Origin of the sequence: Streptomyces sp. NPDC060002 (genome assembly GCF_042737245.1) — a bacterium.
Classification (GTDB): domain Bacteria; phylum Actinomycetota; class Actinomycetes; order Streptomycetales; family Streptomycetaceae; genus Streptomyces.
Genome location: NZ_JBHWUW010000001.1, coordinates 77,808 through 104,555, shown reverse-complemented (window position 1 = coordinate 104,555; position 26,748 = coordinate 77,808). Strand labels below are relative to the sequence as shown.

Below are 26,748 nucleotides of genomic sequence, written 5' to 3'. Positions count from 1 at the left end.
TGACCCGGCGGGCAAAAGGTGACAGGAGATGTCCGGCTTGCGCGCGATCCTCGTCCACGCCATCGATCCTCGATGACGACACCGCCGGAACACGCGCAGGAGGTCGGACATGTCCGGTCCGCTGGAAGGAAAGGTCGCCCTGGTCGCCGGGGCGACACGGGGTGCGGGACGCGGCATCGCCGTGGAACTGGGGGCGGCCGGCGCCACCGTCTACGTGACGGGACGCACCACCCGCGCCCGGCGCTCCGAGTCCGGCCGCCCCGAGACGATCGAGGACACCGCCGACCTGGTCACCGAGGCGGGCGGCCACGGCATCGCCGTGCCCACCGACCACCTCGACCCGGACCGGGTCCGCGCCCTCGTCGAGCGCGTCGCGGACGAGCAGGGCCGCCTCGACGTCCTCGTCAACGACATCTGGGGCGCCGAGCACCTCTTCGCATGGGACACCCCGGTCTGGGAGCACGACCTCGACAACGGGCTCCGGCTGCTCCGGCTCGCCGTCGAGACCCACGCGATCACCAGCCACCACGCCCTGCCGCTGCTGCTGCGCCGGCCCGGCGGGCTGGTCGTCGAGATGACCGACGGCACCACCGAGTACAACCGTGACACCTACCGCGTGAACTTCTTCTACGACCTGGCCAAGACATCCGTCCTGCGTATGGCCTTCGCCCTCGGCCACGAACTCGGGCCGCGCGGCGCCACCGCCGTCGCGCTCACCCCCGGCTGGCTGCGGTCGGAGCTGATGCTCGAACACTTCGGCGTCCGCGAGGAAAACTGGCGGGACGCCCTGGACCGCTTCCCCCACTTCGCCATCTCGGAGACACCCCGCTACGTCGGCCGGGCGGTCGCCGCCCTGGCCGCCGACCCCGACGTGGCCCGCTTCAACGGACGGTCCCTGTCCAGCGGGGGCCTCGCCCCGGTGTACGGCTTCACCGACCTCGACGGCAGCCGCCCGGACGCCTGGCGCTACATGGTCGAGGTGCAGGACCCGGGGAAGGCGGCGGACACCACGGGCTACCGCTGAGTGCTCAGGCGTCGGAGAGCGGAGCGGTCGCCCAGCGCGCCGGGTGCCCCGGCGGCAGGGCGAGATCCTCGCGTACGGCCACGTAGTACCCCTCGCGACCGGCCCGCTGCCGCTCCAGCAGCGCCTGCCAGGCCTGCGGGTCGTGCGTCCCCTCGCGCATGAACCGTTCCATGTCCATCACCGTGGTCACCCACACCCGCGCCCGCTCCACCACCTCCCGGCTGCCCAGCATGATCAGCGCCTCTCCGGCCGGGTCGCGTCCGTCGGTCGCCTCCGCGAGCAGCGGCTCGGCCTGGGCGGGGGACAAGGGGTGCGGGTGCGGGTCGTTGCCGAGATGGGAGGCGACGCGGTAGGTCAGGTTCACCGACTTCTTCAGCGCCCGCGCGTACTCGCCGTACACGCTCAGCCGCCGCTCCTCCCACCGGGCCGCGGTCTCGCGCCGGAACCGGGCCCCGTCGCTGCGCACGATCGCCAGATACGAGCCGAGGGCGCCGACCACGACACCTATGAGAGCGGGGAGTTGCTGAAGGAAGGCGGACATCTCCGCACGATCTCCGTCCTGTTGACGCGGTAGAGGCGCTTAACGGCCCGTGCAGATCTTTTCACTTGTCCTGCCCCCGGGCGTCGGGCAGCGTGCAACCGTGCAGACCTCCACCGAACCGGCCGCCTCACCCTGGCGCGTCCGCGACTTCCGCGTCCTGTTCTCGGCCTCCGCGCTGAGCCAGCTCGGCACGAACGTGAGCTATGTCGCCGTACCACTCGTCGCGGTGACCGCGCTCGACGCGAGTCCCGGACAGGTGGGTGCCCTGGCCGCGCTGAGCACGGTCGCCTTCCTCCTCATCGGGCTGCCGGCCGGGGTCTGGGTGGACCGGATGCGGCACGGCCGCATCCTGATCGGCGCGGATCTGGGTCGGGCCGCGCTGTTCTCCTCCGTGCCCCTCGCCTGGTGGTCCGACGCGCTCACCCTCGCCCATCTGTACGCGGTGGTCCTGCTCAACGGGTGCGCGACCGTGTTCTTCGACGTCGGCTCACAGAGCGTGCTGCCCCGGCTGGTCGGCCGCGCCGCCCTGGTGCGGGCCAATACGGCCGTCGTGAGCCTCCAGGCCGTGGGCAACATCGCGGGGCGCGGCGCCGGCGGCGGACTCGTCCAACTGCTCACCGCACCCGTGGCCGTGCTCTGCGCGGCCGGCGCCTACCTCGCCTCGGCGCTCCAGCTCTGCGCGCTGCGGCCGGGCGACGACCCGCCCCGCCCGGCGCCCGCGAGCCGACTGGGCGCCCAGATCGCGGAGGGCGTACGGCACGTCCTCGGCGACCGGGAGCTGCGCGCGCTCGCACTCACCGCCGCCCTCAGCAACCTCGGCTCGCAGATCGTCACCACCATGCTGCCGATCCTGTTCGTCCGTGAACTCCACCTCTCGGCAGGCGCGTTGGGTCTGTTCTGGGGGGCGGGCGGACTCGGGCTGCTGCTCGGCGCGTGGTGTGCCCGGCCGCTGGCCAGGCGTCTCGGACACGGCCGGGCGCTCGGCCTCACCGGGCTGGTCCTGGCGCCCGCGGCCCTGCTCGTACCCCTGATCGGCCGGGGGCCCTGGCTGTGGATCGCGGGGGCGGCCTGGGTACTGACCCTGCTCAAGACCGGCGTGGACAACGTCCTCGGCGTGAGCCTGCGCCAGCGGATGACCCCGGACGCCCTCCTGGGCCGGATGAACGCCACCTTCCGCTTCATCCTGACCGGGGCGCTGGCCGTGGGCGCAGCCGTCTCCGGCCTCATCGGCGAGCTGGCCGGAGTGCGGGTCGCCCTCTGGGCGGGCGGCGCGCTGCTGGCGGTGAACTTCCTGCCCGTCTTCCTCTCCCCGGTCCGCTCCCGCCGTGAACTCCCGCAACAGCGGGAGACGGTGCCGGTCAGCCGGAAAGTGCCGCGGTGAGCGCCTGCAGCACCCGCTCCCCGTCCGCCCGCGAGGTGCGCCAGTTGCTGAACGCCGCCCGCAGCGCCGGCACTCCGCCGTACACCGTCGGCGTCAGGAACGCCTCCCCGGAGGCGGCCACGGCCTGCGCGAGCGCGTCGATTCGCGCCTGCGTCGGATCGTCGGCGAGGGTGAAGCAGACGACGTTCAGCCGCACCGGGGCCAGCAGCCGCAGCCCGTCCAGCGCGGCGACACCCGCACCGAGCCGGGCCGCGAGGTCCACGCTCCGCTCGACGATCTCGCGGTGCCCGGCCCGCCCGTAGGCCACCAGCGAGAACCAGGCCGGCAGCGCCCGCAGTCGCCGGGAGTTCTCCGGTGTGAGGTGGACGAAGTCGGGCTCGCCGGTGGGCAGCCCGAGGTACGGCGAGGCGTTGTGGAAGACCCGTACCTGGAGGTCGCGGCGGCGGGTGAACTGCACGGCCGCGTCATAGGGCACGTTGAGCCACTTGTGCAGGTCCACGCAGACCGAGTCGGCCGCGTCGAGCCCGTCGACGAGGTGCGCGTACGCGGGGGAGAGGGCGGCGAAACCGCCGAACGCCGCGTCCACGTGCAGCCAGAAGTCGTACCGCTCCTTGAGGGCCGCGATCGCCCGCAGATCGTCGAAGTCGACGGTGTTGACGGTGCCCGCGTTGGCCACGACGACCGCCGGCCGCCCGTCCAGCGCGGCCAGCGCCGTCTCGAGCGCGTCGACGTCGACGGCCTCCCGGTCCTCGAGCACGGGCACCTGACGCAGCCGGTCCCGGCCGATGCCCAGCACCGAGAGCGCCTTGGCGACACTGGAGTGCGGGCTGCCCGAGAGCACCTCCACGGGCCCCAGCGCGGCCGCGCCCTCCCGGGACACGTCCACCCCCAGCCGCTCGCCCAGCCACTCACGGGCGACGGCGAGACCGACGGTGGTGGAGACCGTCGCTCCCGTCACGAACGCCCCGCTGTGCGCCTCGCCCAGTCCGAACAGCTCACGCAGCCAGGCCACCGTCTCCCGCTCCAGCGCCGCCGCCCACGAGCCGCCCGCCCCCGAGACGTTCTGGTCGTATGCGCCGGTCAGCCAGTCCCCGGCGACCGACGCGGGCGTCGCTCCGCCCGTGACGAAGCCGAGGTAGCGCGGCCCGGCCGAGCCGGAGAAGCCGGGCGCCCAGTGCTCGGCGAACCGGGCGAGGGCGCCCTCGGCCCCGGCCCCCTCGCCCGGAAGGGCCGCCCGGTCGGGCGCCCGGTCGAGGCGGACCACCGGCCGCTCCGCCAGGCCGGTCACCTCGCGGACGGCGAAGTCGCGGGCGGACTGGAGGAGTTCGGGAAGCCGGGAGAGATCGTCGGCGAGAGTGCGGTGCATACGGGGAGCGTAGGGCGGGGGCGCCGGGCGGCGCCCGATCCAATTGAGGGAAACTGGACCGGGTGGCCGGGCGCAACCACCCGGCATAAACCGGACAGTCGGAACAGACGGAACATACAGGACGGCCGAGAAGGTGACTGTTCTGTCACAGCCGGGGTCGGCCTACAACCGACGCCCGGCTACGGCTGTCTAAGAGGAAGAGATCGCAACAACTGTGCCAGGGAGAGGGCAGCCATGGGGGACATACGCAGACGAGGGGCCGTCGTGCTCGGGCTCACCGGCCTGGTCGCGCCGCTGACGCTGGTGCTGGGCACCGCGCCGGCGCAGGCCGCGAGCTGTACGACGCAGGCCGGGCCGTACCAGAAGCAGGTGGAGAAGTTCCTCGGCCGGCCCGTCGACGGCAAGCAGTCGACCACCGACTGCAAGGCCATCCAGGCCTTCCAGAACAAGCACGGCATCACCCCGAACATCGGCTACGCCGGGCCCGTCACCTGGGGCGTGATGGACCTCATGAACAAGCAGAAAGCGGTCGGCAACAAGCCCAACAAGGCCGGCAAGTGCCCGACCAACAAGGGCCGCATCGCCTGTGTCAACCTCACCCTCCAGATCAGCTGGATCCAGGACGGCAGTAAGCTCGTCTACGGGCCCGTCCCGGTCCGCACCGGCCGCAACGGGTACGAGACCCGCACCGGTCTGAAGAAGATCTACTGGCGGCACATCGACCACGTGTCGAGCATCTACAACGTGCCGATGCCCTACAGCCAGTTCTTCGACGGCGGCCAGGCCTTCCACTCGGTCGGTCTCAGCATGTGGAACCCGCCGGGTTCGCACGGCTGCGTCAACATGACCACCACGACCGCCAAGAAGTACTGGTCGCTGCTGAAGAACGGCGACGACGTCTTCGTGTACGGCCGCAAGCCGGGCACCTGAGTCCACCCAGGTCACCGAGGTGGCGCGGGGCGCCCGGCCGTTCCGGGCGTCACGCCCCGGGCGCGTCCCCGAAGTCCGGGATCTCCAGCCTGGCCCCGCCCTGCCGCGCGGACTCGTGCGCGACGATGCCCGGCAGGGTGTACCGGGCCGCGACCCAGGCGTTCACGGACGGCAGCGTACGGGTGCCGACCGCCGTCACGAAGTCGTCCACCAGGAAGTGGTGGCTGCCCTCGTGTCCGTTGTGCAGCTCGTCGAACTCCCGCGGCAGCCGCGCACGGTCGTGGACGGGTGCCGAACCCGAGGTGAAGGCGGCCCGCAGATCGGGCGCGATGTGCTGGAGTGACGGGTCGTCGGGGGACAGGGTGGGCTTGGGTTCGAGCAGCTCGCTGATGTCCTTCACCCCGTTCTTGTCCTGCCACAGCGCCACCGTCGCGAGCTGCTCCATGCTCGCCTCGGTACCGAAGAAGCGGAAACGGGACTCGCGGATGTGGGAGGGGTATCCCACCCGCCGGAACTCGTTCGTGCGGAACGAACCGCCGCCCGCCACCTCGAACAACGCGGTGGCGTTGGAGAAGTCGTTGCCGAATCGGCTGACCTCCTTGTCGAAGACACCGTCCCCCCGCTCGTCGACGACACCGATCGCCGACACGCTCAGCGCATGCGTCCCCCAGGCGCCCAGGACGCCGCCCACCGAGTGCGTCGGATACAGCAGCGGGGGATAGCTGGCGGTCGCCTTCCAGTCCTCGCCGCCGCTGTACCGGTAGGCCTCGTAGAAGCCGAGGTCCATGTCGTGGACGTAGTCGCCCTCGGCGTAGAAGATCCGTCCGAAGGCGCCCTCGGCGATCTGGTTGCGGGCGTGCACGGTCGCCGGGTTGTACTGGCTGGTCTCGCCCATCATGTACGTCAGCCCGGTCGCCCGCACGGCGTCGATGATCGCCGCGATCTCCTCGGTGGTGATCGCCATGGGAACGGCGGAGTAGACGTGCTTGCCGGCCTCCAGGCCCTGGAGAACCAGCGGGCCATGGGTCCAGCGCTGGGTGAAGACGGCGACCGCGTCGACCGCCTCGGACGCCAGCATCGCCTCGTACGAGGGGAAGGTCCCGGTCAGGCCCACGTCGGCGGCGAGCCGCTCGGCGCGCTCGGGCAGCAGATCGGTGACGTACACGTCGCCGACGCCGGGGTGGGCCAGGAACAGCTGGGCGAACTGTCCCGAGAACTGTCCGGCACCGACGATGCCGAGGGAGAACGTCATGTGGGGCGTGCCCTTCACTGGTCGAGGATGAGGTTGATCCGGCTGTTGGTCCGGTCGAGACCGGTCACGGACCTGCCGTTGCCGAAGATGTCCTGCATGGCGGGGTGCATGAGCGCGTACACGTCGGCCGCGTAGTCGGTGATCGGATAGGGGAAGGCGGCGAAGTCCTTCTTGTCGCGACCGGTTCGGTGAACGCTCCCGACGTCGATGCCCTTCTCTCGTACGCCGCCACCGCGGCCGTCGTGCCGTCGGGCGTCGCCGGGAAGGCGATCCCGTAGCTCCCCACCGTCCGCCGGCACTCGTCCGACGCCAGGTACGCGACCCACTTCTTCGCGCCTGCGTTGTTGCGGGCGTTCCTGGTGATCGAGTCGGCGAGGCCGTTCATCATCGGGCGCGCTTGCCGGACGGGCCGGCGGGCGTGACGGCGGCACCGATGTTCAGGCCCTTGACGGCTCGTCCTGGGCGCTTACTTTTGTGGCAAAAGAATCCAGCCGTCAAGGGGTGGGGAAGTATTTGTTTCCGACGGCCGCCTGGCTCATATCGTGACCTGGATACTTTCAAGGCGAAAAGAAGCCGGCGATCGTGTGGGAGTCTGACCCTCATGACCACAGGTACCGCCAGCTGGCTGCCGCTGAGCCCGGGGGAGCGCTCGGTCGCGATCGAGGTGCTCGTCCACGGCCCGCTCTCGCGCACCGACCTCGCACGACGGCTCAATCTCTCCGCCGGCAGTCTCACCCGGCTGACCAAACCGCTGATCGAGTCGGGACTGCTGGTCGAGGCGCCCGACGGTGGCATCGTGGTGGAGACGCGGCAGGGGCGCCCCTCGCGGCCGCTCGACGTGGTCGCCCAGTCCCGGTCGTTCATCGGCTTCAAGATCACCGGTGACATGGTGTACGGCGTCGTCACCACCCTGCGCAGCGACATCGTCGCCCGTCACGACCGCCCGCTCGGCACGCACGACCCCCAGGAGGTCGTCGCCCTGCTGGGTGAGATGACCGACGAGCTGGCCCGTGCCCATCCCGGTCTCGCCGGGATCGGCATCGGGGTGGGCGGGCGGGTCGAGGACCGCTCGACGGTCGGGGAATCGCCCTTCCTGGGGTGGCGGGACATCCCGCTGGCCGCGCTGGTCGAGGAGCGCACCGGGCTGCCCGTGGTCCTCGAGAACGACGTCGCCGCCCTCGTGGAGGCAGAGACCTGGTTCGGCGCGGGACGCGGGCTCGACCGGTTCGTGGTCCTCACCATCGGCGCGGGCATCGGCTACGGCCTGGTCCTTTCCGGCCGGCGGGTGCCCTGTGCCGAGGAGGACGGCGGCTTCGGACGGCACTGGATCATCGACCCGAACGGTCCGCTCACCCCCGAGGGGGAGCGCGGCAGCGCCGTCTCACTGCTGACCATCCCCAGCATCCGCTACCAGGTGCAGGCCGCCACCGGCCGGGAGTGGACGTACGAGGAGATCCTCGACCTCGCCGCGGCCGGGGAACCCATGCCCGCCCGCGTCGTCGACGAGGCGGCCCGCGCGCTGGGCACGCTGATCGCGCAGATCGCCAACTTCGCCATGCCGCAGAAGGTCCTGCTCGCCGGTGAGGGGGTCGGCCTGATGGACGTCGGCGGGGCGACGGTGGAGGCGACCATCCGGGCCCACCGGCATCCGCTGGCCGTCCCGGTGGCCCTGGAGACCAAGGTCTCGGACTTCCACGACTGGGCGCGCGGCGCCGCCGTGCTGGCCATCCAGGTGCTGGTCCTGGGGGCGGCGGAGGGATGAACTGTGCCCGGGAGGTTGACAGATGGACGTGATCAGTGACACGTCCGTTATGTCCGGTTCATTCGTGATGACTCACGCGGCCTTCACTTCCGAAGCCGTAAGCTTCACGCCATGTCCACCACTGTTGAATCCCTCTCCGAGCGATCGGCCGCAGAGGTCAACGCGGAGATCCGGGCCCTGTGGCTCCGGTCGGGCGGGACACTGAGCGTCGAGCAGCGTGCGGAGTACCAGCGGCTCGTCCTGGAGTGGGCCGCCGCTCCGTCCTCCGTCGAAGCGGCCTGACCACCCGGCCGCGGGGCCGCCCGAGAGCGGCGCCCCGCACCGGGCGTCGCACCCGACCATCACCCCCATGTCGCCGAGTAGTACCGCTGGTAGGCCTTGCGGTCCTGCTCGGCGCGGATGTACCGGGTCGCGACGAGGGCGACCATGCTGCCCGCAATGACCAGCAGACCGGGGCCGATGTTCCTCGGATCGGTGAGCTTGGAGGCGAGGGTCTCACTGACTCCGGTACCCGTCACGGGAGTGGTCGTGCCCGGCGAGACGGAACCCGGGGAGAGCCCCGCCTGGGTGGAGGAGGCGGACGGCGCGGGATCGGCGGACGACGTGGACGCGCCGGCGTTGTCGGAGGGGGCGGCCACGATCAGCTGCACCCCGAGCTGCGCCAGCGCCTTGGTCACCGGCTGGAAGAACGTCGTCCCCCCGGTGGTGCAGTCGCCGCTGCCGCCCGAGGTGACGCCGAGGGCGATGCCGTCGGAGAACATCGGGCCACCGCTGTCGCCCGGTTCCGCGCACACGTTCGTCTCGATGAGCCCGCTGACCGTACCCTCCGGATAGTTCACCGTCGCGTCGAGGCCGGTGACCTCGCCGTCGCGCAACCCGCTGGTGCTGCCGCTGCGGAACACCCGCTGGCCGACGGCCGCGTCACCGGTGCCCGTGATCCGCACCCCGTCACCGTTGCCGATGGCCACCACGTCGGCGCCCGCGCCGGCCTTGCCGCTCGCGTACTGCACCAGGGAGAAGTCGCTGCCGGGGAAGTTGGAGTTGACCGTCTGGCCCACCTGCTGCTTGGCCTGGTTGTCCGCGAACCAGGTGGACCCGGTGGGTCCGCAGTGCCCGGCGGTGAGGATGAAGTCGTTCGATCCGTTGGTCACGTTGAAGCCGGCCGAACAGCGTCCGCCGGTCGACAGGATCGGCAGGGCGCCGTTGATCCGGGTGGTGAACTCGCCGGTGGTGCGCTCCATGCGGACGAAGCTGCCGATGCCGGTGGCCGTCTCCGTCAGCTGTGACCAGTCGTTGGCCGACACGGTGTTGTCGGCCTGCACGACGACCTGGTTCGTCCGGTAGTCCATCACCCAGGCGGTGCCGGGCACCTTGGGCGCCGAACGCAGGGTGGCGGTGGCCGACTTGAGCTCGTTCATGCTGTGCGGGACGACCTTGGCCTCGGCGCCCGCGGCCCGGACCGTGTCGGCCGTCTCCTCGTCGGTGACGGCGACGACCGGGCGCCCGTCGGAACCGAGCCAGGTGCCCGCCGTGCGCGAGGTGCCGAGCTTCTTGACGAGGGCCGCCCCCGGATTCGTGACGACGGACTCCGCCGCACTGCGCGGCGCCGCGGCCGTGCCCGGCTCGCCGGCCATGGCCGCCTGCGTGACCATGGTCCCTCCCAGGAGGAGTCCGCCGACGGCCGCCAGCCGTGTCACTCGCCGGACGGTCCGTCGTCGTACATGCCTCATGTCATGGCTCCCGAAACCCCGAACGAACGGCCTCAACACCGCGGGGCGCTCCGGTCGTTGAGTGCCCTCACCTCCATACGTGCGAGCGCTCCGCAGCGTTCAGCGCGGAGATGATCAACTCAGTGTTTGCGTGCCACTCCGCTGAACATCGCGACCTCCTCCGGTGCGGCCCCGTCCCCGAAGCCCTCCGGGCGCCAGCGCGAGCAGGACACCACGCCCGGTTCCAGCAGCTCCAGGCCGTCGAAGAAGCGGGCCACGTCTTTCGGCGTGCGCTGGGTCAGCTTCGGCGTGCCGTGCTCGTTCCAGAACGTGACGGCCTCGTCCACGTCGGGCATCGCCGGGCTGGTGACGGTGTGCGACAGCACCAGGTGGCTGCCCGCGGGCAGCCGGTCGACCAGGCGTCGCACCAGGCCGTACGGGTCCTCGTCGTCGCCGACGAAGATGACCACGCCGAGCAGCATCAGCGCGACGGGCGCATCGAAGTCCAGCGTGTTCGCGGCGTGTTCGAGGAGCGTGTCGACGTTGCGCAGGTCCTCGTCGAGATAGTCGGTGCGGCCCTCCGGCGTGCTGGTGAGCAGGGCGCGGGCGTGCGCCAGGACCAGCGGGTCGTTGTCGACGTAGACGGTCCGGCAGTCCGGGGCGAGACGCTGCGCGACCTCGTGCGTGTTGTCCGCGGTGGGCAGCCCGGTCCCGATGTCGAGGAACTGCCGGATACCGGCCTCGGTCACCAGGTGCTTCACGGCCCGTCCCAGGAAGAGCCGGTCGGCGCGGGCGTATGCGCCGATGCCCGGATGTAACTCCCGGATGCGGTCGCCGGTGGCCCGGTCGACCTCGTAGTTGTCCCTGCCGCCGAGCCAGTAGTTCCAGATGCGGGCGGTGTGCGGCCGGGTGGTGTCGATCCGCAGGTGCGGCGACCGGGTGGCCGCGTCGAAGGTCGGCGCGTTCTGGGTCATGGGTCGGCTCCTGTCCGGAGGAGGGAAAAACGAAGCGGGGTGACGGGAATTACCAACCAGCAATCTAGACGGGCGAGTTGAGCGGTGCGGACCGTCCGCCGGATTCCGTCGCGGGCCCGAGCCGGGCCCAGCTCCGCTCGTCGCCCCACACGGCCGCCGCGCCGGTGTAGGGGCGCAGCAGTGCGGTGAGCGCCGGGTCGCCGCGGCCGTTGAGTTCGTCGGAGGCGATCCGGCGGGCGATGCCGGCCAGGAAATCGGCCAGCTGCACCCGCGCGTCGAGCCGCGAGACGACGAGCCGGAATCCGGCCAGGCGGATCTCCCGGGCCCGGGCCGCGCCCTCGATCCAGGCGATCCGCTCCGGGGTGAGCATGTTCTGCCGGTCGTGCGCGAGCCGGACCGGGCGCCCGCCGGCGCTCCAATGGGCGGCCGTGTGCAGGATCGAGGGGAGCAGGGGATTGAGGACCGGGGTCAGCACGAACGGGCCGTCCTGGATACCGGCCCGGTAGGAGAGCGCCCGGGGCCTTTCCCGCGCGAGCCGCGAGAGCGTCTCTGCCGCCGCTGTCCCCGGATATCTCTGCCGCAGTTCTTCGAGTGTGCGGAAGAAATGCTCGACGGGCGCATCCGGTTCACCTTCGTGGCGCACCCACAGCAATTGGTTGGCCGCCTCCAGGAATTGCCTCCATTCCGCTTCGGTGAAAGTCCGCCGCCCGTGCCGGAACAGCGGGACGGCCGCCCCGGAGTCGCCGAGCAGCAGGTCGGCGGCCCGGTCCACGACGAAGAAGGACTTCTCGACGAGGTGCACATGGGCGTGCCCGTACAGCGGGCCCGATGTCGAGAGCAGCCATTCCAGAACCGCCCGGTGTTTCTCCCGGAGCAGATGGTTCGCCTTGTACTCCTCGGCGGGCGAACGGATCCGGTTCCGGATCTCCTGTACATGTCCGGCGGCGGAATCGGCCGACAGCAGCACACTCGCGTGGGCGAACACGTCCGTGTTCCCGCCGGTGAGGTTCTCGCCGTCCGAACCCGACTCGTCGCAGGCGATCTCCGGGATGCCGCCGGCGTCCGCCACAGCTGTCCCGTTCACGTGATCCCAGGTCACACCACAGCCCCCTATCTTGTGCCCCATGACCAGCATCCCGCACGAGACGCCCCGTGAAGCGAACCCTTTACAGGCCCTCACGCTCGACCGGCTCCGATGTCGTACGAGCATGAAGTGGCGTACCCATCCGGCCGACGTCCTTCCCCTGTGGGTCGCGGAGATGGACGTGCCCCTCGCCGAACCGGTCGTCGGCGCGGTGACGCAGGCCCTGGCGCTCGGTGACACCGGCTATCCGGCGGGCACGGCCTACGCCGAGGCGCTGGCCCTGTTCGCCGCGAAGCGGTGGGCCTGGGACGGGCTCGCGGTGGAGCGGACGGCGATCGTGCCCGATGTGATGCTGGGCGTCGTCGAGATGCTGAAACTGGTGACGGGCCCCGGCGATCCGGTGGTCGTCAACCCGCCCGTGTACCCGCCGTTCTTCCAGTTCGTGGCGCACATGGACCGGCGGATCGCCGAGGCGCCCCTCGGCGCGGACGGCCGGCTCGACCTCGCCGTGCTGGAGGACGCGTACCGGCGCGCAGTCGCCGGCGGTGGCCGCGCCGCGCACCTGCTGTGCAGCCCGCACAATCCGACCGGCACCGTGCACACCGCGCGGGAACTGGCCGCCGTGGCCGCGCTCGCCCGGCGGTACGACGTCCGGGTGGTCGTCGACGAGATCCACGCGCCGCTCACCGCCCCGGGGGTCGACTTCGTGCCCTGGCTCGCCGTCCCCGGCGCGGAGAACGGTCTGTCGCTGATGTCGGCGTCCAAGGGGTGGAACCTGGCCGGGCTCAAGGCGGCCCTGGCCGTCGCGGGCCCCGAGGCGGCGGCCGACCTGGCCCTGCTGCCCGAGGAGGTGTCCCACGGGCCGAGTCACGTCGGTGTGCTGGCGCACACCGCCGCCCTGCTCGAGGGCACGGGGTGGCTGGACGCCCTGCTGGCCGGCCTCGGCGACAACCGGCGCCTGCTCACCGCCCTGCTGGCCGAGCACCTGCCCGGCGTCGGGTACCGGCCGGGTGACGCCACCTATCTCGCCTGGCTCGACTGCCGGGCACTGGGCCTCGGGGACGATCCGGCCGCGGTCTTCCTGGAGCGGGGGCGGGTCGCCCTCAGCCGCGGGCTCGACTTCGGCACGGGCGGGGCCGGGCACGTCCGGCTGAACATCGCCACCTCGCCGGAGATCCTCGCCGAAGGTGTACGGCGGATGGCGGCCGCCCTTCGCTGAGCCGCAGGTCTTCCCGCCGGACCGCCGCCCCACCGGAGCTCCTCCGGTGGGGCGGCGGCGTGCCGTGCGAGGCGCCCCCCAGTCCTCGTGTCACGGTCTCGCGATCTCCCGGCCATGTCTTGACATACGGCTGAAACCGTTCGTAGCTTGGGCGCTCGATTTAGATTCGTGAAGCAAGTTCATGGATATGAACGGAGTGTGCTCATGGGCGATCGCCGACGAAGCCGCCGCCCGGCCGCCGAGCTCGCCGTCGCGGAACTGTGTTCGCAACGGCCGACTGCGGTGCCGCAGGCCATCAACTTCGACCAGCAGCTCGCCCTCTTCCCCGGCCTGGTCGCCCATCTGCTCCTCCGGCGCTCGCTGGTCTCCGGCATCGCGGCCGGCGCCACCAAGGGCTGACGGCCCCGGCCGCCCCCCCACGCACACATCCACGTAGTTACGAGGGAGACATGAAGTTCCAAGGAGTGCTGTTCTTCCCGGTCACGCCGTTCGCCGCGGACGGCTCGCTGGACGAGGAACGGCTCGGCCGGCACATCGAGGCCGGTGTCTCGGCCGGCGCGGGCGGCGTGTTCGTCGCCTGCGGGACGGGTGAGTTCCACGCCCTCGACCCGGACGAGCTCGAACGTGCCACCCGGGTCGCCGTCGAGACGACCGCCGGACGCGTTCCCGTCCTGGCCGCCGCCGGCGGGCCGGTCCCCGTCGCCCGCGACCACGCCGTACGCGTGGCCCGGGCCGGCGCCGACGGCATCCTGCTGCTGCCGCCGTACCTGGTCACCCCACCCCCACAGGGCCTGGTCCGCTATGTCGAGGAGGTCACCGCCGCCACCGATCTCCCCCTGGTCTTCTACCAGCGCGGCACCGCCCGCCTCACCGGCTCCGCCGCCGCCGAGATCGCCGCCCTGCCCAAGGTCGTCGGCCTGAAGGACGGCATCGGCGACATCGAGCGCATGCACCGTATCGTCCGCGCGGTGCGGGCCGTTCCCGGCACCGAGGACTTCCAGTTCTTCAACGGCCTGCCCACCGCCGAGATGACCGCGCCCGCCTACCGGGGGATCGGCGTCGGCCTCTACTCCTCGGCCGTCTTCGCCTTCGCCCCCGAGATCGCGCTCGCCTTCCACCGGGCCCTGTCGGAGGGGGACGACGCTCTCGTCGCCCATCTCCTCGACGCGTTCTACGGCCCGCTCGTGGAACTCCGCGACGAGGTCCCGGGATACGCCGTCTCCCTGGTCAAGGCCGGGGTGACGATTCGCGGCCTGGACGTGGGCGGTGTACGGGCACCGCTGCTCGACCCCACGCCGGAGCATGTCGCCCGGCTCGCCAGGCTCATCGACCGGGGACTGGAGGCCGTCGCCGTATGACCACCCCTGCCACCCGCGTCCGCGAACTGATCGTCACCCCCATCGCCTTCTCCGACCCGCCGCTGCTGAACTCCAACGGCGTCCACGAACCGCTCGCGCTGCGGGTGATCCTCCGGCTCGTCCTGGAGGACGGCACGGTGGGCCTCGGCGAGTCGCCCGGCGGTGAGACGCGCCTCGAACGGCTGATGGTCGCCGCCAGGACCGTCGTCGGCATGGACGTCTTCGACACGACCGCCGTCGCCGCCGCCATCGACGCCGCCCTGCTGCCCGGCGTGCCCAGCTCGCACGAGCGCGGCTGGACCACCTCGGCCGTCGAGGTCGCCTGCCTGGACGCCCAGGGCAAGCTGCTCGGCCGTCCCGTCTCCGACCTGCTCGGCGGCCGGGTGCGCGACTCCGTGCCCTTCGCCGCGTACCTCTTCTACAAGTGGGACGGACACCCGGCGCTCGACGGCCGCCCCGCCATCGGCGACGACTGGCCCGAGGCACTCGACCCGGCCGGGATCGTCGAGCAGGCCCGGCTGATGCAGCAGCGGTACGGCTTCAGCTCCTTCAAGCTCAAGGGCGGGGTCTTCCCGCCGGACGAGGAGATCGCCGCGATCAGGGCGCTGGCGGAGGCGTTCCCCGGCCGGCCGCTGCGTCTGGACCCCAACGCGGCCTGGACGGTGGAGACCTCGCGCTACGTCGCCCGGCAACTCGACGGCGTACTGGAGTACCTGGAGGACCCGACCGGCACCATCGAGGGCATGGCGGCGGTCGCGCGGGACTCGCCGCTGCCGCTCGCCACCAACATGTGCGTCATCGCCTGGGAACACCTGGGGCCGGCCGTCCGGCAGAACGCGATCCAGGTGCTCCTCACCGACCACCACTACTGGGGCGGACTGCGCCGCACCCGTGAACTGGCCGCCGTCTGCGAGGCGTTCGGGATCGCGCTGTCCATGCACTCCAACTCGCACCTGGGCATCAGCCTCGCCGCGATGACCCACGTGGCCTCGGCCATCCCCCACCTCGACCACTCCTGCGACACGCACTACCCGTGGAACAGCGCCGACGACGTGATCGTCCCCGGGGTGCTGGAGCTGGCGGACGGCGAGGTGAAGGTCCCGACCGGGCCGGGCCTCGGCGTGGAGCTGGACACCGACGCCCTCGGCCGGCTGCACCGCCGCTACCTCGACTCGGGTGTGCGGCGGCGCGACGACACCGGGTACATGCGGCGGATCCAGCCGGACTACGAGCTGAGGCTGCCGAGGTGGTGAGGCGTACGGATGCCTAGACTGCGGGCATGGCTGACAACGCGCTCGACCGGCTGGCAGCCGGCAAGTACCTGCTGATCACCAGCTATCGCAAGAACGGAACCGGGGTCGCCACTCCGGTGTGGGTGGTGCGGGACGGGGACGCGCTCGGGGCCTGGTCGGCCGCGGACGCCTGGAAGGTGAAGCGGATCCGGGCCCGCGGCGACGTCATGGTGGGCCCCTGTGACGTCCGCGGCAACCCCACCGGTGAGCAGATCCCGGCCACCGCCGAGATCTGCGACGCGCAGACCACCGCCCGCTACCGCACCCTGCTCGCGCGCAAGTACGGCGCAGTGGGCCGCCTCACCCTGCTCGGCAGCCGGCTGCGCCGGGGTCTGGACGGCACGGTCGGGATCCGCGTCACGCTGTGAGCCCGGAACGGAGAAGGGGGCCAGGACCGCGCGGTCCTGGCCCCCCTTCGGGCAGTGCGCGCGTACTACGGCGCGTCCACGACCGTCCCGGTCGGCACCGGCCGGTCCGGCAGCGGCACGGCGTTGTCGTCGGTCAGCGCGAGGCGCATCGACTCGGCCGGCTCGGCCACCTGGTCCTTCACCGTGGGCACGGTGAAGTCGACGCCGGTGGTCCCGGCCGGGATGTTCAGCCAGACCCACAGGTTCGCGTCCGACAGCGGACGCTCCGGGTCGGGCACGTCACCGGAGAAGTCCAGCAGCCACTGCGGGTCCACGTCCTTGGTGGACAGCTCGGCGCCCTCGGTGACCGGCAGCACCCGGACCGGCTGCCAGAAATTCACGTCGGCGGTCTCGGAGAGGGTGATCCGCCAGCTCAGCGACTCGCCCTCGGTCACGCGGTCGGCGACCGGAGTCAGGGTCACCTCCGGCGCCGGGTCGTCGTTCTGCACCGTGACCCCGCCCCGGTAGGAGCCGACGACCGCGCCGCGCACGGCCTTCACGAGGAGGTCCTGTGTCACGTCGTAGGCGAAGCGGGTGTCGCCCTTCACCTCGATCGGCACGTCGATCGGGGTGCTGCCGGGCCGGACCGTGACCACCTTCTCCGTGGACTCGAGGGTCTCCGGGTCGACGACATAGAAGCGGACCCGGCCGCTGCCGTGCCCGGACACCTGGACCGGGACGTGATAGGTGCGGGTGCCATAGTCGCCTTCCTTGGCCGTGATCCGGCCGATGTCGACGCGCGGCAGTGCCGCCGCCCGCACCGCCGGCGTGCCGGGTGCCCAGCCCCAGGCGTCCATGAACCAGGCCTGACCCGACCCCGAACGCGGAGTCAGATCAAGGGACTTGACGTGCCTGAGGTCGAGACCGGCGCGGGTGGCGGCGGTCAGCGGGACACGCAGCTCGCGGGCCCAGTACGAGGCGGTGCGGTCGGAGCCCGGCAGGCCGTCGACCGTGACCCGGCCGAGCGTGGCGCGACGGCCGGCCGCATCGGTGACGGACACGTCCAGCTCGGTGCCGGTGGTGTTCGGCGGCACGAAGACGCGCAGCGCCAGGCTCCCGGCACCGGAGAGGGAGACGGGAGCGAGGGAGCCGATCGTCGTCGGCGTGCCCGGCGCGGACCACTTCAGCGCGACCGCGCTCCTGCCGGAGTCCTTCTCCAGATCCCACCAGCCGAAGTGCGGGGACCTTCCCGTGGCGTCGGCGTCCAGACATGCCCTGGCCGGGTCGGGGTCGGCCCAGCACACCCGGCCGCCGGTCACCTCGACGCCGCCGTCGGGCACGAAGCCGCCCGTGCGGCGGGCGCCGACCGCGTGGGTCAGGACGCGGGCGGGGTCGGCGGAGGGCGTCCGCTTTCCGGTGCCGTCGAGCAGCGGGCGCACCCGGTCGTCACCGGCGACGAACAGCCGGGCCGCGGCGGCGACGTAGGTCGCGCCGGCCCGGTGCTGCTGGTCGGCGGTCAGCCGGGTGGGGGCGCCGGTGGAGCAGACCGGGTCGGGCTGCTGTGCGTCCGGGTCCTCCCAGAAGTCGTCGAAGGAGGGCGCCACGGCCTTGCCCGGCGTCCACTCGGTGTTGAAGAAGTTGTGGTTGGCGCCGACCATGTAGACCGCGCTGTGCAGGGCCGTGCCGTTGCTGATGCCGCGCGTCCCGTCGAGGTACGTCTCGCCCTCGAGATCGGCGACGTCGCCGTCACAGCCGGGCAGGATGGTCGCGGACGGGACGTCGGCGACCGGATTCTGGCCGAAGATCGTCGGTCCGACGAGAACGGTGCCGCGGATCTTCCAGCGGACCGGGCCCCGGTAGCCGTCCTGCGCGGCGGGCGGCGGGTACAGGCTGTCCAGGGCGGCGCGGTTGACGCCCTCGCCGCCGCGCGAGTGCCCGACGAGCAGGACACGGGAGAGGTCGGCCTTCGTCGCGCCGGGCACCGACGCCGGGGCGTGGCCCGGGTGGGCGGCCCAGTCGGCCCACGTGGCGAGGTGCCGGCGCACCAGCGAGGAGCGCGCCTGCGCACCGCCGTCCTCGGCCTCCCCGTCCTGGCCGTTGATGCCGTTCGCGGAGATCGACACCGTGACGTAGCCCTGCGAGGCGAGGAGCTTCTGGTCCTGGAGATAGCCCTGGTAGCTCGGGATCGACTTCATACCGGCCGGGCAGGGCCAGGAGATGTCGAAGTCGTCGCTGCCCGGCTGGTAGCAGGTGGTGTGCCGGCCGTGCAGGAACAGCGCGAGCGGCCGTTTGCCGGTGGCCCCCTTCGGCGCCACCACGACCGCCTGCATCTCCACCGGTCGGGCGAAGCCCGGCAGCTTCACCGGGGCGAGGTCGTACTCGCCGCTGACCGTGCGGTACGCGCCAGGCTTGCCGGGGTCGACGGAGTTGGCCGGAGCCGGAGCCGGAGCAGGGGACTGGGCCGGGGGCTGCTCGGTGGTGAGGGAACGTCGCCCGCCCGGGGCGGAGTTGTCGGCGGCCGCGTCCAGACGGCGTCCGCCGGCCAGTACGCTCAGGTCCTTCAAGGGGGCGGTGCCGACGTCGTCGAGGGAGAGCCGGAAGGTGCGGCCGTCCTTCCCCGCCTTCGGTACGCCGAGCAGTCGGTCGCCCGAGTGGAACTCCACGCGGGCGTCGCCGAAGGGCACGGGGGTGGGCGACCGCCACACCAGCTCGCGTGCGGCGCCCTCGCCGCCGACCTGCCAGCCCCGCGGCAGCCCGCTGTCGGCGGCCGTGGTCAACGGCCTTGTCTCGGACGGTTGTCGGGCTTGTGCCAGTCCCGGTGTTCCCGCCAGGGCCGCGAGCGCGGCCACGGCGGTGACACCTATTCGCCGGGCACGGATCAAGGTCCACTCCTCAACACTCGGAGCGCGGGGGCCCCGTCCGTATCGGGAGCCCCTCGCGCCCCGAAGGAAGCGAAAGCGCCTCTGTGGGTTGCCTGTGTCCGGGAATCAGAGCGGCGGAGCGCAAAGAACCGGACAGCGGGTCCCCGCTGTCCGGCCTCGGCCCGATGACACGCAGGCTCTAGTGCCAGGCCCGGTAGGGCTCGTCGAGGAGCTGGAAGACAGGCTCGCCGCGTACCGGGTCCTTGACCGTGGACAGCCGGACGCGGTCCCCGCTGTGGATGCCGATGAGCGGGCCCATGACCCGGCCGCGCACGACGAACCCCTCGGCCATCTCGACCAGCGACACATTGCGGGCGCCGGGGGTGTTGCGGTTCACCACCGTGGCGTGGCGGACCGTGCCGGAGCCCTCGCTGCGTTCGGTGCGCAGGTCGCTGCCCTGACACACCGGGCACAGAAGCCGGTGGTACATGGCGGTGCCGCACCAGGTGCAGCGCTGGAAGTGGATCGTGTCGCCGTCGGCGTTCGCGCGGTCGAGGACGCCCGCCGCGGAGCCGGCGGCCTGCTGAACGGCGTTTCCTGAGTAGTGGTACACGCGGGTCAACTCCCTGCACTCGGCCGGAATCCACGTGCGCGGCTCGCCCGTGCACGCACGTGCCCGGTCAGCCGTGCCACCGTGCACGCCCACAGCGTATGGCACTCAGTGCCACTCGTAAAGGCACTGCGTACCCACAATCTTGCGGGGGTTCGGCGTGGGTTCGGCGGGGGCCCTGAGGAGGGGGGTCAGTCCCGTCCGAGGGTCGTCTCGATCTCCTGCACCACGCGCCACAGCGGTGCCCCGCGTCGGGACACCACCACGACGACGTCCTGCGGCGACTCGTCGGCGGGCGGCACCGGGAGCGACGCGAGCGCCGAGAACGCGGGGCGTGTCGTGGGCGCCGGGGCCGTCGGGGGCGTGCCGAACGCCGACTGCACATACCCCAGCGCGTGCTCCACGGTCGCGCTCGCGTCGCTGTGTCCGTCCGAACGCAGCCAGGAGCGCAGCGCGTTGTTGTGGGCGGCGACCACCGCGGCCGCGATCACGTCGGCGTGCAGGGTGCCGTCGGGCCGGCCGGTGAAGCGGCCCCGGAGGTACTCGGCGAGGGCGCGCTCGTAGCGCCAGACCACCGACAGCTCGTACGCCCGCAGCCCGGGCACCTGTTTGGTGAGCCGGTAGCGCTGCACGGAGAACGAGGGGTTCTCGGCGTACATCAGCAGGACGAGCCGGGCGGCGTCACAGACGCGTCGCACCGGCTCGTGTTCCTTGCCGCTCGCGGCGAGGAAGGCCGTCATGTCGGCGAGGCACCGCTCGTGGTCGGGGAAGACCACGTCCTCCTTGGAGGGGAAGTAGCGGAAGAAGGACCGCCGGCCGACGCCCGCCAGAGCCACGATGTCGTCGACGGTGGTCTGCTCGTAGCCCCGCTCCAGGAACAGCCGGAAGGCCGCCGCGACCAGGGCGTCCCGCATGGGCGGTTTGGCCTCCGCCTTGTGAGTGGCGCTCATGGACGCGAACGTAACACCTGATCGGCGCCGATGGCACTCAGTTCCCTCTGTCGGGGAACCGAGTGCCTGGCACCGGGTGCCGGTGTCACATCCGCTCGGCCGCCTCGACCACGTTGGTCAGCAGCATCGCCCGCGTCATCGGGCCGACCCCGCCGACCGGCGGCGAGAAGGACCCGGCGACATCGCTCACGTCGGGGTGGACGTCGCCGAGGATGCCCTCGACCGTGCGGGTCAGGCCGACGGACAGCACCGTCGCGCCCGGCTTGATCCAGTCGGGCCTGACCAGGTGGGCGACGCCGGCCGCGGCCACCACCACGTCCGCCTCCCGGGCGTGCGCGGCCGTGTCCTGGGTGGCCTCGTGGCACAGGGTCACCGTGGCGTGCTCGGTGCTGCGGGTCAGCATCAGGCCGAGCGGCCTGCCCACGGTGACACCGCAGCCGATGACGCAGAACTGCTGGCCCGTGATCTCCACCCGGTTGCGCCGCAGCAGGTCGATGATGCCGCGCGGAGTGCAGGGCAGCGGGGCCGGGATGCCCAGCACCAGCCGGCCGAGGTTCGTCGGGTGGAGCCCGTCGGCGTCCTTGACCGGGTCGATCAGCTCCAGCACGGCATGGGTGTCGATATGGGCCGGGAGCGGGAGCTGCACGATGAAGCCGGTGCACGTCGGATCGGCGTTGAGCCGCAGCACGGCGGCCTCGACGTCGGCCTGGGAGGCGTCGGCGGGCAGTTCCACGCGGATCGAGGCGATGCCGACCTGTGCGCAGTCGCGGTGCTTGCCGCCGACGTAGGAACGGCTGCCCGCGTCGTCGCCGACGAGGATCGTGCCCAGCCCCGGATGGATGCCGCGGTCCTTCAACGCCTGGACGCGGAGTGCGAGTTCGTTCTTGATGTCGGCCGCGGCGGCCTTGCCGTCGAGCAGTGTTGCGGTGGTCACGGGAGTCGACGAGCCCTTCGGGAGAAAAACGACGGTCCTGTCATCGTACGGCCCGCCCGCCCACCGGCCCTCGGGAGTCCCACCGCCCCTCTGGGGTCCCGACGGCCGCGGCCGTCCCGCCCCGGGCCGCCCGTACGCCGTCTGACGTAGCCTTTCCACACCGTTCGACCGTCATCAGGAGACCGCATGTCCGCCGCTCGCCCCCGTCTCCTCTATGTGACCGACCTGGCCTATCAGGCGCGCGGGCGCCGCTACTGCGACGAGGACGTCCTCCTCACCTCCCGGCTGCGCGCGGACTTCGACCTGGCCCTGTGCCACCCGCTGGACGCGGCCGCCCTGATGCACTCCTTCGACGGCGTCGTCGTCCGCAACAGCGGCCCGGTCCTCGGTTACCAAAAGGAGTACGAAGCCTTCCGGGAGCGCGCGCTCCAGGACGGCGTACGCGTCTACAACCCGCTCACCGGCCGCGCCGACATGGCGGGCAAGCAGTACCTCCTCGACCTGAGCGCCGAGGGCTACCCCGTCATCCCCACCGTCGACCGCCCCGAGGACCTGCACCGGCTGCCCGAGGCCGACCGGTACGTCGTCAAGCCCAAGCTCGGCGCCGACTCCATAGGCCTGCGGATCCTGCCGCCCGACGCGCTCCCCGCCCTGGCCGACGGCTCGGTCCTGGTCCAGCCGTGCGTCGACTTCGCCTACGAGGTGTCCTTCACCTATGTCGACCACGACTTCCAGTACGCCTTGTACGCACCGCATCCCGACCGCCGCTGGCAGCTCGAGCCCTACCGGCCCACCGTGCGGGATCTGGAGTTCGCCCAACGCTTCATCGACTGGAACGGCCTCACGCACGGCATCCAGCGCGTCGACGCCTGCCGCGCCCCCGACGGCGAACTGCTGCTGGTCGAGCTGGAGGACCTCAACCCTTACCTGTCCCTCGACGCCCTGGACGAGGCCGGACAGGACGCCTTCGTCGCCGCGACGACCCGTTCCCTGCGCCACTTCCTCGCCGGCTGAACCCGTCCACCCGCCCGCCCGTATCTCTCCTGGGGGACCCACGGGAGGGAGACGAGCGTGCCGACACCGGAGGAACCCGGAAAGCCGCACGAACGCCCGGTCCTGGAACCCATCCGGGTCCTGCGACCGCGCAACACCGACGCCCTCGCGGAGCTGTTCCGCGAGATGGCCGAACTGACCCAGGACCCTGACGCCTACGAGTCGATACCCCTGCGGCCCGAGCCGTCCGCGGACGAGGCGCAGACGGAGGAGCTCCCGCCACTGGGCCCCCGCACGGCGACCACGGTCACCGCGCCGGCCATGCCGACCACGCCGGCGCCACGCGGCGGCCGGGACTGGGCGAGCGAGCGCGGCGGCCCCCGCCCGCTGCCCGCAGGCACCGGCCCCGGCAGCCGCAGGGACGCTGCGCGGGCGCGGGGCGGAACCGGCGCCACCCCGCCGGCGGACGGTGCGCGGTCCCGCGCCCGCGCCCGCGCCGGGTCCGGCGCGGGCCTGCGACGCGGCGCCATCGCGGTCGGCGTGTGCGCGGCCGCCCTCGTCGGCTTCGCCGGCGCGCTGCTGCTGCCGGGCCGGGGCGGCGAGGCCGCCGCGCAGACACCCCCGCCCACGGCGGCCGGCCCCACCCCGACCGCGAGCGCGTCCGCCGACCCCGACGGTGCCGGCACCCTGCGGGAGGGGGACAGCGGCTCAGAGGTGACCGACCTCCAGCAGCGTCTGCTGCGCATCCCGAACGTGTACGACAACGGCCCCACCGACGGCCGTTACGACACCGTTCTCACCGAGGCCGTGGCCCGCTTCCAGCTCTGGTACGGCATCCGCGGCGACGAGAGCGGCGTCTACGGCGACGACACCCGCCGCGATCTGGAGTCCCGAACCGCCTCGGCCGGCGGATGACCGGGTGACGGGTAGACGGCTCAGAAACAGGCCGCGGTCGGCAGTGTGTCGCGTGTCACCATGGACGGCGGGTCGGCGCGCGTTCGGCACCTCGACCCGTCGAGCCGAAAGCCGTCCGCATGAGCGTGTCCCGCATCCCGGGCCTGGTACTGCCCGTCGTGTTCCTGCTCGCCGTCGTGGTCGGGGCGCTGTGGTACTGGCGGCACCGCGACGACTGAGCCGTCCTACCGCTCGGCGTCCGGCGGCACCTGGATGTCGAGGACGCACACATCGTCGCGTCCCTCGGGTTCCAGCGTCGCGCCGAGCAACTGTTCCAGGGAGGCGGGGCCGGCCCCGGTCCGGGGCACCGCGGCCCTGGCCAGCCGTTCCAGGCCGCGGTCGATGCTCTCCGAGGGCCGCTCCACCAGGCCGTCGGTGTAGAGCAGGACCTGGTCGCCGGGCTCCAGCCGGACCTCCGCCGCCTCGTAGCGAGGCGTGTCTGTCGCGCCGAGCAGCATCCCGACGGGACGCTCGAGGTAGCTCGCCGCACCGGCCCGCACCAGCAACGGCGGCGGGTGACCGGCCTGCGCCCACTCAAGCCGCCGTTCGCGCGGGCTGTAGCGGGCCAGCACCATGGTCGCCGAGCCGTGCGGGTCGCGGGAGTGCAGCAACAGGGCGTTGAGGCGGCTGAGAGCCCCGGTCAGCGACGAACCCGTGATGACCATGCCCTTGGCGGTGAAGCGCAGCAGAGCCATCGAGGCCACCGCGCCCATGCCGTGCCCGGCCACGTCACCCACCACGAACAGGGCGTCGCCGTCGGGCAGTTCGATGGCGCTGAACCAGTCGCCGCCGACGCTGAGGCCCGACTGCGCGGGCAGGTAGGCGATGTCCACGCGCAGCCCGGCCAGCCGGACGGGCTGCTTCGGCAGGGGCAGCAGCGCGTTCTGCAACCGGGCGGCCACCAGGCGCTCGGCCTCCAGCACTCCGTGCTGGGCGAGCATGGCCCGCTCGCTCGCGACGAGGGCGAGTTCGGCGTTGCGCTGCGCGGTGAGGTCCTGCACGAAGCCGTGCACCTCGACGGGCGTGCCGTCGGCGTCCGGGACGGCCTCGGCGACGACCCGCAGATGCCGGATGCCGGCCCGGGTGACGATCCGGAACGGCACGTCGCACGGCCGCCCGTGCCGCATCAGCTCTCCGACGGCGCGGGCGAGCGTCGGCAGGTCCTCGGGGGAGGCGAGGCGCGGCAGCCCGGAAAGCGGGACGACACCCTGGGCCGTGTCCCGCTCGAAGATGCTGAAGACCTGGGAGGACCAGTTCCCCTCGCCCGTGTCCAGGTTCCAGTTGACCCAGCCGAGGTTGCCCAGTCGCTGCACGTCCGCCAGCCGCTGCTCCTGCCGGTCGGACGGATCGTGCCGGACCCAGCTGACGACCAGCCCGTCGCCCGACCGCATCACCCGCGCCGAGTAGGTGGCCAGCTCGCTCACCCCGGACACGATCTGCTGCCGGGCGAACGGCTCGCTCTCGTACGGCCGTTCGTCGGCCAGCACTTGGAGGCACCCCTCCCACAACGCATCGCGGGCCACCTCCGGCCAGCACTCCAGGAAGCGCAGGCCGACCAGCTCGCGCCCGCTGCGGCCCACGGCGTCGGACGTCACGCTGGTCGCGGCGTCGATGCGGAAGTCCGCCACGTCCCCCGCCGCGGAGCGCAGCGGGGCGAGGAGCACCGCGGCGACGGGCAGCCGGTCGAGCACCGTCTGCACGGCCTCCGCGACCCCGCCTGCGGCGGGGTCCGGCCGGGTGCCGAACGTGCGCAGCGGGCCCGCGCACAACTGGGCGACGGCCAGCAGGTGTTCCCGCACCGGGGGCGGGAAGGCGCCCTCGCGGTGGCGCAGGATCCCGAGCACGACGTCGGCCGACTCGCCGGTCACCACCGGCAGCCAGGCCCGGGACGGCCAGCGCTCGGGCGGGTCCCCGATCAGCTGGTACCGCTTGCCGTCCTCGCGGAGGTCCTCCAGCCAGCGCGGCTGCCCGGCGGCGAGGGCGTCCAGCGCGGCGATCCCGCTGACCGGCGGCACCCGGCTCCACTGTTCGGCCAGCGTCCTCTCGATGCCGGCGTGCCCGGTGAGCTCCAGGCCGCCGCCCGGCCGCCGCGCGAAGATCATCACGGCGCCGGCGCCCACGTCCGGGGCGAGCCGCTCCAGCAGGCAGCGGGCGAGACCGTGCGGGGTGCCGACACGGACGAGGGCCCGGCTGAGGCGGCCGAGGGCGGCGGCGTCGATCTCGTCGGGCGCCGGCCGGGGTGTGGTCCGCCGGGCGGGGGGTTCGGCCGGAGTCGGCTCAGCGGCCCCGCGGGGCTGCGAGGAGAGCGCGCCGAGGCTGATCCAGCACTCCTCGAGCAGCGTCCGCTCTCCGGCTTTGGCCCGCTGCTGAAGCTCCTCCTGCGCGGTGTCCGGCGAGCAGCCGAGCTGTGCCATCACCGCGCCCTTGGCGCGCTCCAGCACGGCCGCGGTGGCCGCCAGATCCTGCAGCCGGTCCAGCTCCGCGCGCTGGCGCGCCACGACCCGGGCGAGCGCTGCCATGTCGGGCACGTCACCGAACTGAGCGGGCAGGGCGGGTTCGCTCGTCACGCCTTGAGCATGGCACACCGTGGTGACTTCGATCGGGGTCTTGCGGCCACGCTCCCGTCAGGCGCTATGCCCGTCGGGGGAGGCGAACGGATCTTCCCGTTCAGCGTCCGGAACTCTGCTCGACCAGGGCCTGGGTGACCGCTCGGACGCTGCGCGCGATGTGCTGCAACTGCATGACCTCGGCCGCGTACATCTTGATCGTGTGCTCGATGACCGACTCGGGCAGTCCGAGCCGGGGCAGGTCGGCGCGGGCGGTCTGCAGAGCGGTGCGGGCCACCCGGACCTCGTTCTGGACCTGGATCTGCGCATGGCGGGCGAGCAGTACCGGGTGGCGCAGCAGCGCCGGGTAGCTCGCGTAGCGCGCGGGCACCAGCTCGCGCAGCCACTTGGCCGCCGAGCGCTCCCAGTCGTAGCTGCCGGGAGTCTTGACCTGGCACGGCCAGTCCGAGCTGATGCGCGTCGTCGTCAGGGTCATGATCATCGCTTCCGGTGTTGGCGTCGTGACGGTGGTCCGACGGTTCGGGGTGGCCCCGGCCCAGGGGAAGACCGGGGCCACCACGGGCGCTCGCGCGAGCGACGCCCCGAACACCCTGGGCGCCGACGCGGGTAGGGGACGGCGGCTTCGGGTGCCCGTACATGA

General features: G+C 72.3%; 24 protein-coding genes and 1 pseudogene. 12 read left to right on the top strand and 13 right to left on the bottom strand.

The window, feature by feature from the left end; translation table 11 throughout:
* Positions 1-109 precede the first annotated feature (109 nt).
* Positions 110-1,024 (top strand): SDR family oxidoreductase, encoded by a 915-nt coding sequence (locus ACFWBD_RS00445; protein WP_385660513.1) that lies wholly within the window; start codon positions 110-112, stop codon positions 1,022-1,024.
* Positions 1,025-1,028: 4 nt separating this feature from the next.
* On the opposite strand, the gene ACFWBD_RS00440 is transcribed toward ACFWBD_RS00445, so the two are convergent.
* Positions 1,029-1,565, bottom strand: coding sequence for a hypothetical protein (locus tag ACFWBD_RS00440; RefSeq protein ID WP_385660511.1), 537 nt, complete (start codon positions 1,563-1,565; stop codon positions 1,029-1,031).
* 100 nt (positions 1,566-1,665) lie between these two features.
* Between ACFWBD_RS00440 and ACFWBD_RS00435 the strand changes: the two genes are divergently transcribed.
* A complete protein-coding gene (locus ACFWBD_RS00435) occupies positions 1,666-2,946 on the top strand; it encodes an MFS transporter (protein ID WP_385660508.1) in 1,281 nt (426 codons plus the stop codon).
* Here the strand turns inward: ACFWBD_RS00435 and ACFWBD_RS00430 are convergent.
* Entirely contained in the window at positions 2,924-4,312 is a 1,389-nt protein-coding gene (locus ACFWBD_RS00430; protein WP_385660505.1) for a pyridoxal phosphate-dependent decarboxylase family protein, read from the bottom strand. The genes ACFWBD_RS00435 and ACFWBD_RS00430 overlap by 23 nt on opposite strands.
* Positions 4,313-4,546: 234 nt before the next feature.
* Between ACFWBD_RS00430 and ACFWBD_RS00425 the strand changes: the two genes are divergently transcribed.
* Complete coding sequence (locus tag ACFWBD_RS00425) at positions 4,547-5,242, top strand: L,D-transpeptidase family protein (RefSeq protein ID WP_385660502.1); 696 nt, start codon at positions 4,547-4,549, stop codon at positions 5,240-5,242.
* A 49-nt stretch (positions 5,243-5,291) separates the two neighbouring features.
* Here ACFWBD_RS00425 and ACFWBD_RS00420 read toward each other — a convergent pair whose 3' ends face one another.
* Entirely contained in the window at positions 5,292-6,494 is a 1,203-nt protein-coding gene (locus ACFWBD_RS00420) for a Gfo/Idh/MocA family protein (RefSeq protein ID WP_385661475.1), read from the bottom strand.
* Positions 6,495-6,508: 14 nt separating this feature from the next.
* Positions 6,509-6,941: pseudogene (locus ACFWBD_RS00415) on the bottom strand (sugar ABC transporter substrate-binding protein); the annotation flags it as partial.
* Positions 6,942-7,095: 154 nt separating this feature from the next.
* On the opposite strand from ACFWBD_RS00415, the gene ACFWBD_RS00410 reads away from it, so the two are divergent.
* A complete protein-coding gene (locus ACFWBD_RS00410) occupies positions 7,096-8,256 on the top strand; it encodes an ROK family protein (RefSeq protein ID WP_385660499.1) in 1,161 nt (386 codons plus the stop codon).
* 111 nt (positions 8,257-8,367) lie between these two features.
* Complete coding sequence (locus ACFWBD_RS00405; protein WP_385660496.1) at positions 8,368-8,538, top strand: hypothetical protein; 171 nt, start codon at positions 8,368-8,370, stop codon at positions 8,536-8,538.
* 59 nt (positions 8,539-8,597) lie between these two features.
* Here ACFWBD_RS00405 and ACFWBD_RS00400 read toward each other — a convergent pair whose 3' ends face one another.
* The 3 genes from ACFWBD_RS00400 to ACFWBD_RS00390 form a co-directional block, all read right to left on the bottom strand.
* Complete coding sequence (locus tag ACFWBD_RS00400; protein WP_385660494.1) at positions 8,598-9,986, bottom strand: S1 family peptidase; 1,389 nt, start codon at positions 9,984-9,986, stop codon at positions 8,598-8,600.
* 119 nt (positions 9,987-10,105) lie between these two features.
* Positions 10,106-10,939, bottom strand: a complete 834-nt coding sequence (locus tag ACFWBD_RS00395) for an SAM-dependent methyltransferase (protein ID WP_385660491.1) — start codon at positions 10,937-10,939, stop codon at positions 10,106-10,108.
* A 64-nt stretch (positions 10,940-11,003) separates the two neighbouring features.
* Positions 11,004-12,065 (bottom strand): hypothetical protein, encoded by a 1,062-nt coding sequence (locus tag ACFWBD_RS00390; protein ID WP_385660488.1) that lies wholly within the window; start codon positions 12,063-12,065, stop codon positions 11,004-11,006.
* Here ACFWBD_RS00390 and ACFWBD_RS00385 point away from each other — a divergent pair.
* The 5 genes from ACFWBD_RS00385 to ACFWBD_RS00365 all read left to right on the top strand — a co-directional run bounded on the left by ACFWBD_RS00385 (position 12,064) and on the right by ACFWBD_RS00365 (position 16,260).
* The gene (locus ACFWBD_RS00385; RefSeq protein ID WP_385660486.1) at positions 12,064-13,242 is read left to right on the top strand and encodes a MalY/PatB family protein; all 1,179 of its coding nucleotides are present in this window, start codon (positions 12,064-12,066) and stop codon (positions 13,240-13,242) included. The genes ACFWBD_RS00390 and ACFWBD_RS00385 overlap by 2 nt on opposite strands.
* A gap of 204 nt (positions 13,243-13,446) precedes the next feature.
* On the top strand, positions 13,447-13,641 hold the full coding sequence (locus tag ACFWBD_RS00380; RefSeq protein ID WP_385660483.1) for a hypothetical protein: 195 nt from the start codon (positions 13,447-13,449) through the stop codon (positions 13,639-13,641).
* A 50-nt stretch (positions 13,642-13,691) separates the two neighbouring features.
* A complete protein-coding gene (locus tag ACFWBD_RS00375) occupies positions 13,692-14,600 on the top strand; it encodes a 5-dehydro-4-deoxyglucarate dehydratase (protein ID WP_385660480.1) in 909 nt (302 codons plus the stop codon).
* The gene (locus ACFWBD_RS00370) at positions 14,597-15,853 is read left to right on the top strand and encodes a glucarate dehydratase family protein (protein ID WP_385660476.1); all 1,257 of its coding nucleotides are present in this window, start codon (positions 14,597-14,599) and stop codon (positions 15,851-15,853) included. Before ACFWBD_RS00375 ends, ACFWBD_RS00370 begins: the two co-directional genes overlap by 4 nt.
* Positions 15,854-15,879: 26 nt before the next feature.
* Complete coding sequence (locus ACFWBD_RS00365; RefSeq protein WP_385660474.1) at positions 15,880-16,260, top strand: PPOX class F420-dependent oxidoreductase; 381 nt, start codon at positions 15,880-15,882, stop codon at positions 16,258-16,260.
* A 65-nt stretch (positions 16,261-16,325) separates the two neighbouring features.
* Here ACFWBD_RS00365 and ACFWBD_RS00360 read toward each other — a convergent pair whose 3' ends face one another.
* The 4 genes from ACFWBD_RS00360 to ACFWBD_RS00345 all read right to left on the bottom strand — a co-directional run bounded on the left by ACFWBD_RS00360 (position 16,326) and on the right by ACFWBD_RS00345 (position 21,594).
* On the bottom strand, positions 16,326-19,121 hold the full coding sequence (locus ACFWBD_RS00360) for a hypothetical protein (RefSeq protein ID WP_385660471.1): 2,796 nt from the start codon (positions 19,119-19,121) through the stop codon (positions 16,326-16,328).
* 178 nt (positions 19,122-19,299) lie between these two features.
* Positions 19,300-19,713, bottom strand: a complete 414-nt coding sequence (locus ACFWBD_RS00355; RefSeq protein ID WP_385660469.1) for a Zn-ribbon domain-containing OB-fold protein — start codon at positions 19,711-19,713, stop codon at positions 19,300-19,302.
* 188 nt (positions 19,714-19,901) lie between these two features.
* Positions 19,902-20,624, bottom strand: coding sequence for a TetR family transcriptional regulator (locus ACFWBD_RS00350; RefSeq protein ID WP_385661472.1), 723 nt, complete (start codon positions 20,622-20,624; stop codon positions 19,902-19,904).
* 121 nt (positions 20,625-20,745) lie between these two features.
* The gene (locus tag ACFWBD_RS00345) at positions 20,746-21,594 is read right to left on the bottom strand and encodes a bifunctional methylenetetrahydrofolate dehydrogenase/methenyltetrahydrofolate cyclohydrolase (protein WP_385660466.1); all 849 of its coding nucleotides are present in this window, start codon (positions 21,592-21,594) and stop codon (positions 20,746-20,748) included.
* Positions 21,595-21,780: 186 nt separating this feature from the next.
* Between ACFWBD_RS00345 and ACFWBD_RS00340 the strand changes: the two genes are divergently transcribed.
* Positions 21,781-22,608 carry a hypothetical protein gene (locus ACFWBD_RS00340; protein ID WP_385660463.1) on the top strand — a complete coding sequence of 276 codons (828 nt, stop codon included), beginning with the start codon at positions 21,781-21,783 and terminating at the stop codon, positions 22,606-22,608.
* Between the two features lie 57 nt (positions 22,609-22,665).
* Positions 22,666-23,502, top strand: coding sequence for a peptidoglycan-binding protein (locus tag ACFWBD_RS00335; protein ID WP_385660460.1), 837 nt, complete (start codon positions 22,666-22,668; stop codon positions 23,500-23,502).
* 224 nt (positions 23,503-23,726) lie between these two features.
* Here the strand turns inward: ACFWBD_RS00335 and ACFWBD_RS00330 are convergent, their stop codons facing one another.
* Together ACFWBD_RS00330 and ACFWBD_RS00325 are read right to left on the bottom strand one after the other, a co-directional pair.
* The gene (locus tag ACFWBD_RS00330; protein WP_385661469.1) at positions 23,727-26,060 is read right to left on the bottom strand and encodes a SpoIIE family protein phosphatase; all 2,334 of its coding nucleotides are present in this window, start codon (positions 26,058-26,060) and stop codon (positions 23,727-23,729) included.
* Between the two features lie 148 nt (positions 26,061-26,208).
* On the bottom strand, positions 26,209-26,589 hold the full coding sequence (locus ACFWBD_RS00325; RefSeq protein WP_355702841.1) for a hypothetical protein: 381 nt from the start codon (positions 26,587-26,589) through the stop codon (positions 26,209-26,211).
* Positions 26,590-26,748 lie beyond the last annotated feature (159 nt).

What these genes read in the sequence shown, in the direction of transcription:
- ACFWBD_RS00340 (WP_385660463.1), top strand. Translation starts at nt 21,781, where the DNA reads ATGTCCGCCGCTCGCCCCCGTCTCCTCTATGTGACCGACCTGGCCTAT.
- ACFWBD_RS00410 (WP_385660499.1), top strand. Translation starts at nt 7,096, where the DNA reads ATGACCACAGGTACCGCCAGCTGGCTGCCGCTGAGCCCGGGGGAGCGC.
- ACFWBD_RS00385 (WP_385660486.1), top strand. Translation starts at nt 12,064, where the DNA reads ATGACCAGCATCCCGCACGAGACGCCCCGTGAAGCGAACCCTTTACAG.
- ACFWBD_RS00375 (WP_385660480.1), top strand. Translation starts at nt 13,692, where the DNA reads ATGAAGTTCCAAGGAGTGCTGTTCTTCCCGGTCACGCCGTTCGCCGCG.
- ACFWBD_RS00325 (WP_355702841.1), bottom strand. Translation starts at nt 26,589, where the DNA reads ATGATCATGACCCTGACGACGACGCGCATCAGCTCGGACTGGCCGTGC.
- ACFWBD_RS00440 (WP_385660511.1), bottom strand. Translation starts at nt 1,565, where the DNA reads ATGTCCGCCTTCCTTCAGCAACTCCCCGCTCTCATAGGTGTCGTGGTC.
- ACFWBD_RS00380 (WP_385660483.1), top strand. Translation starts at nt 13,447, where the DNA reads ATGGGCGATCGCCGACGAAGCCGCCGCCCGGCCGCCGAGCTCGCCGTC.
- ACFWBD_RS00395 (WP_385660491.1), bottom strand. Translation starts at nt 10,939, where the DNA reads ATGACCCAGAACGCGCCGACCTTCGACGCGGCCACCCGGTCGCCGCAC.
- ACFWBD_RS00445 (WP_385660513.1), top strand. Translation starts at nt 110, where the DNA reads ATGTCCGGTCCGCTGGAAGGAAAGGTCGCCCTGGTCGCCGGGGCGACA.
- ACFWBD_RS00350 (WP_385661472.1), bottom strand. Translation starts at nt 20,624, where the DNA reads ATGCGGGACGCCCTGGTCGCGGCGGCCTTCCGGCTGTTCCTGGAGCGG.
- ACFWBD_RS00425 (WP_385660502.1), top strand. Translation starts at nt 4,547, where the DNA reads ATGGGGGACATACGCAGACGAGGGGCCGTCGTGCTCGGGCTCACCGGC.
- ACFWBD_RS00330 (WP_385661469.1), bottom strand. Translation starts at nt 26,060, where the DNA reads ATGGCAGCGCTCGCCCGGGTCGTGGCGCGCCAGCGCGCGGAGCTGGAC.
- ACFWBD_RS00405 (WP_385660496.1), top strand. Translation starts at nt 8,368, where the DNA reads ATGTCCACCACTGTTGAATCCCTCTCCGAGCGATCGGCCGCAGAGGTC.
- ACFWBD_RS00370 (WP_385660476.1), top strand. Translation starts at nt 14,597, where the DNA reads ATGACCACCCCTGCCACCCGCGTCCGCGAACTGATCGTCACCCCCATC.
- ACFWBD_RS00430 (WP_385660505.1), bottom strand. Translation starts at nt 4,312, where the DNA reads ATGCACCGCACTCTCGCCGACGATCTCTCCCGGCTTCCCGAACTCCTC.
- ACFWBD_RS00400 (WP_385660494.1), bottom strand. Translation starts at nt 9,986, where the DNA reads ATGAGGCATGTACGACGACGGACCGTCCGGCGAGTGACACGGCTGGCG.
- ACFWBD_RS00420 (WP_385661475.1), bottom strand. Translation starts at nt 6,494, where the DNA reads ATGACGTTCTCCCTCGGCATCGTCGGTGCCGGACAGTTCTCGGGACAG.
- ACFWBD_RS00365 (WP_385660474.1), top strand. Translation starts at nt 15,880, where the DNA reads ATGGCTGACAACGCGCTCGACCGGCTGGCAGCCGGCAAGTACCTGCTG.
- ACFWBD_RS00390 (WP_385660488.1), bottom strand. Translation starts at nt 12,065, where the DNA reads ATGGGGCACAAGATAGGGGGCTGTGGTGTGACCTGGGATCACGTGAAC.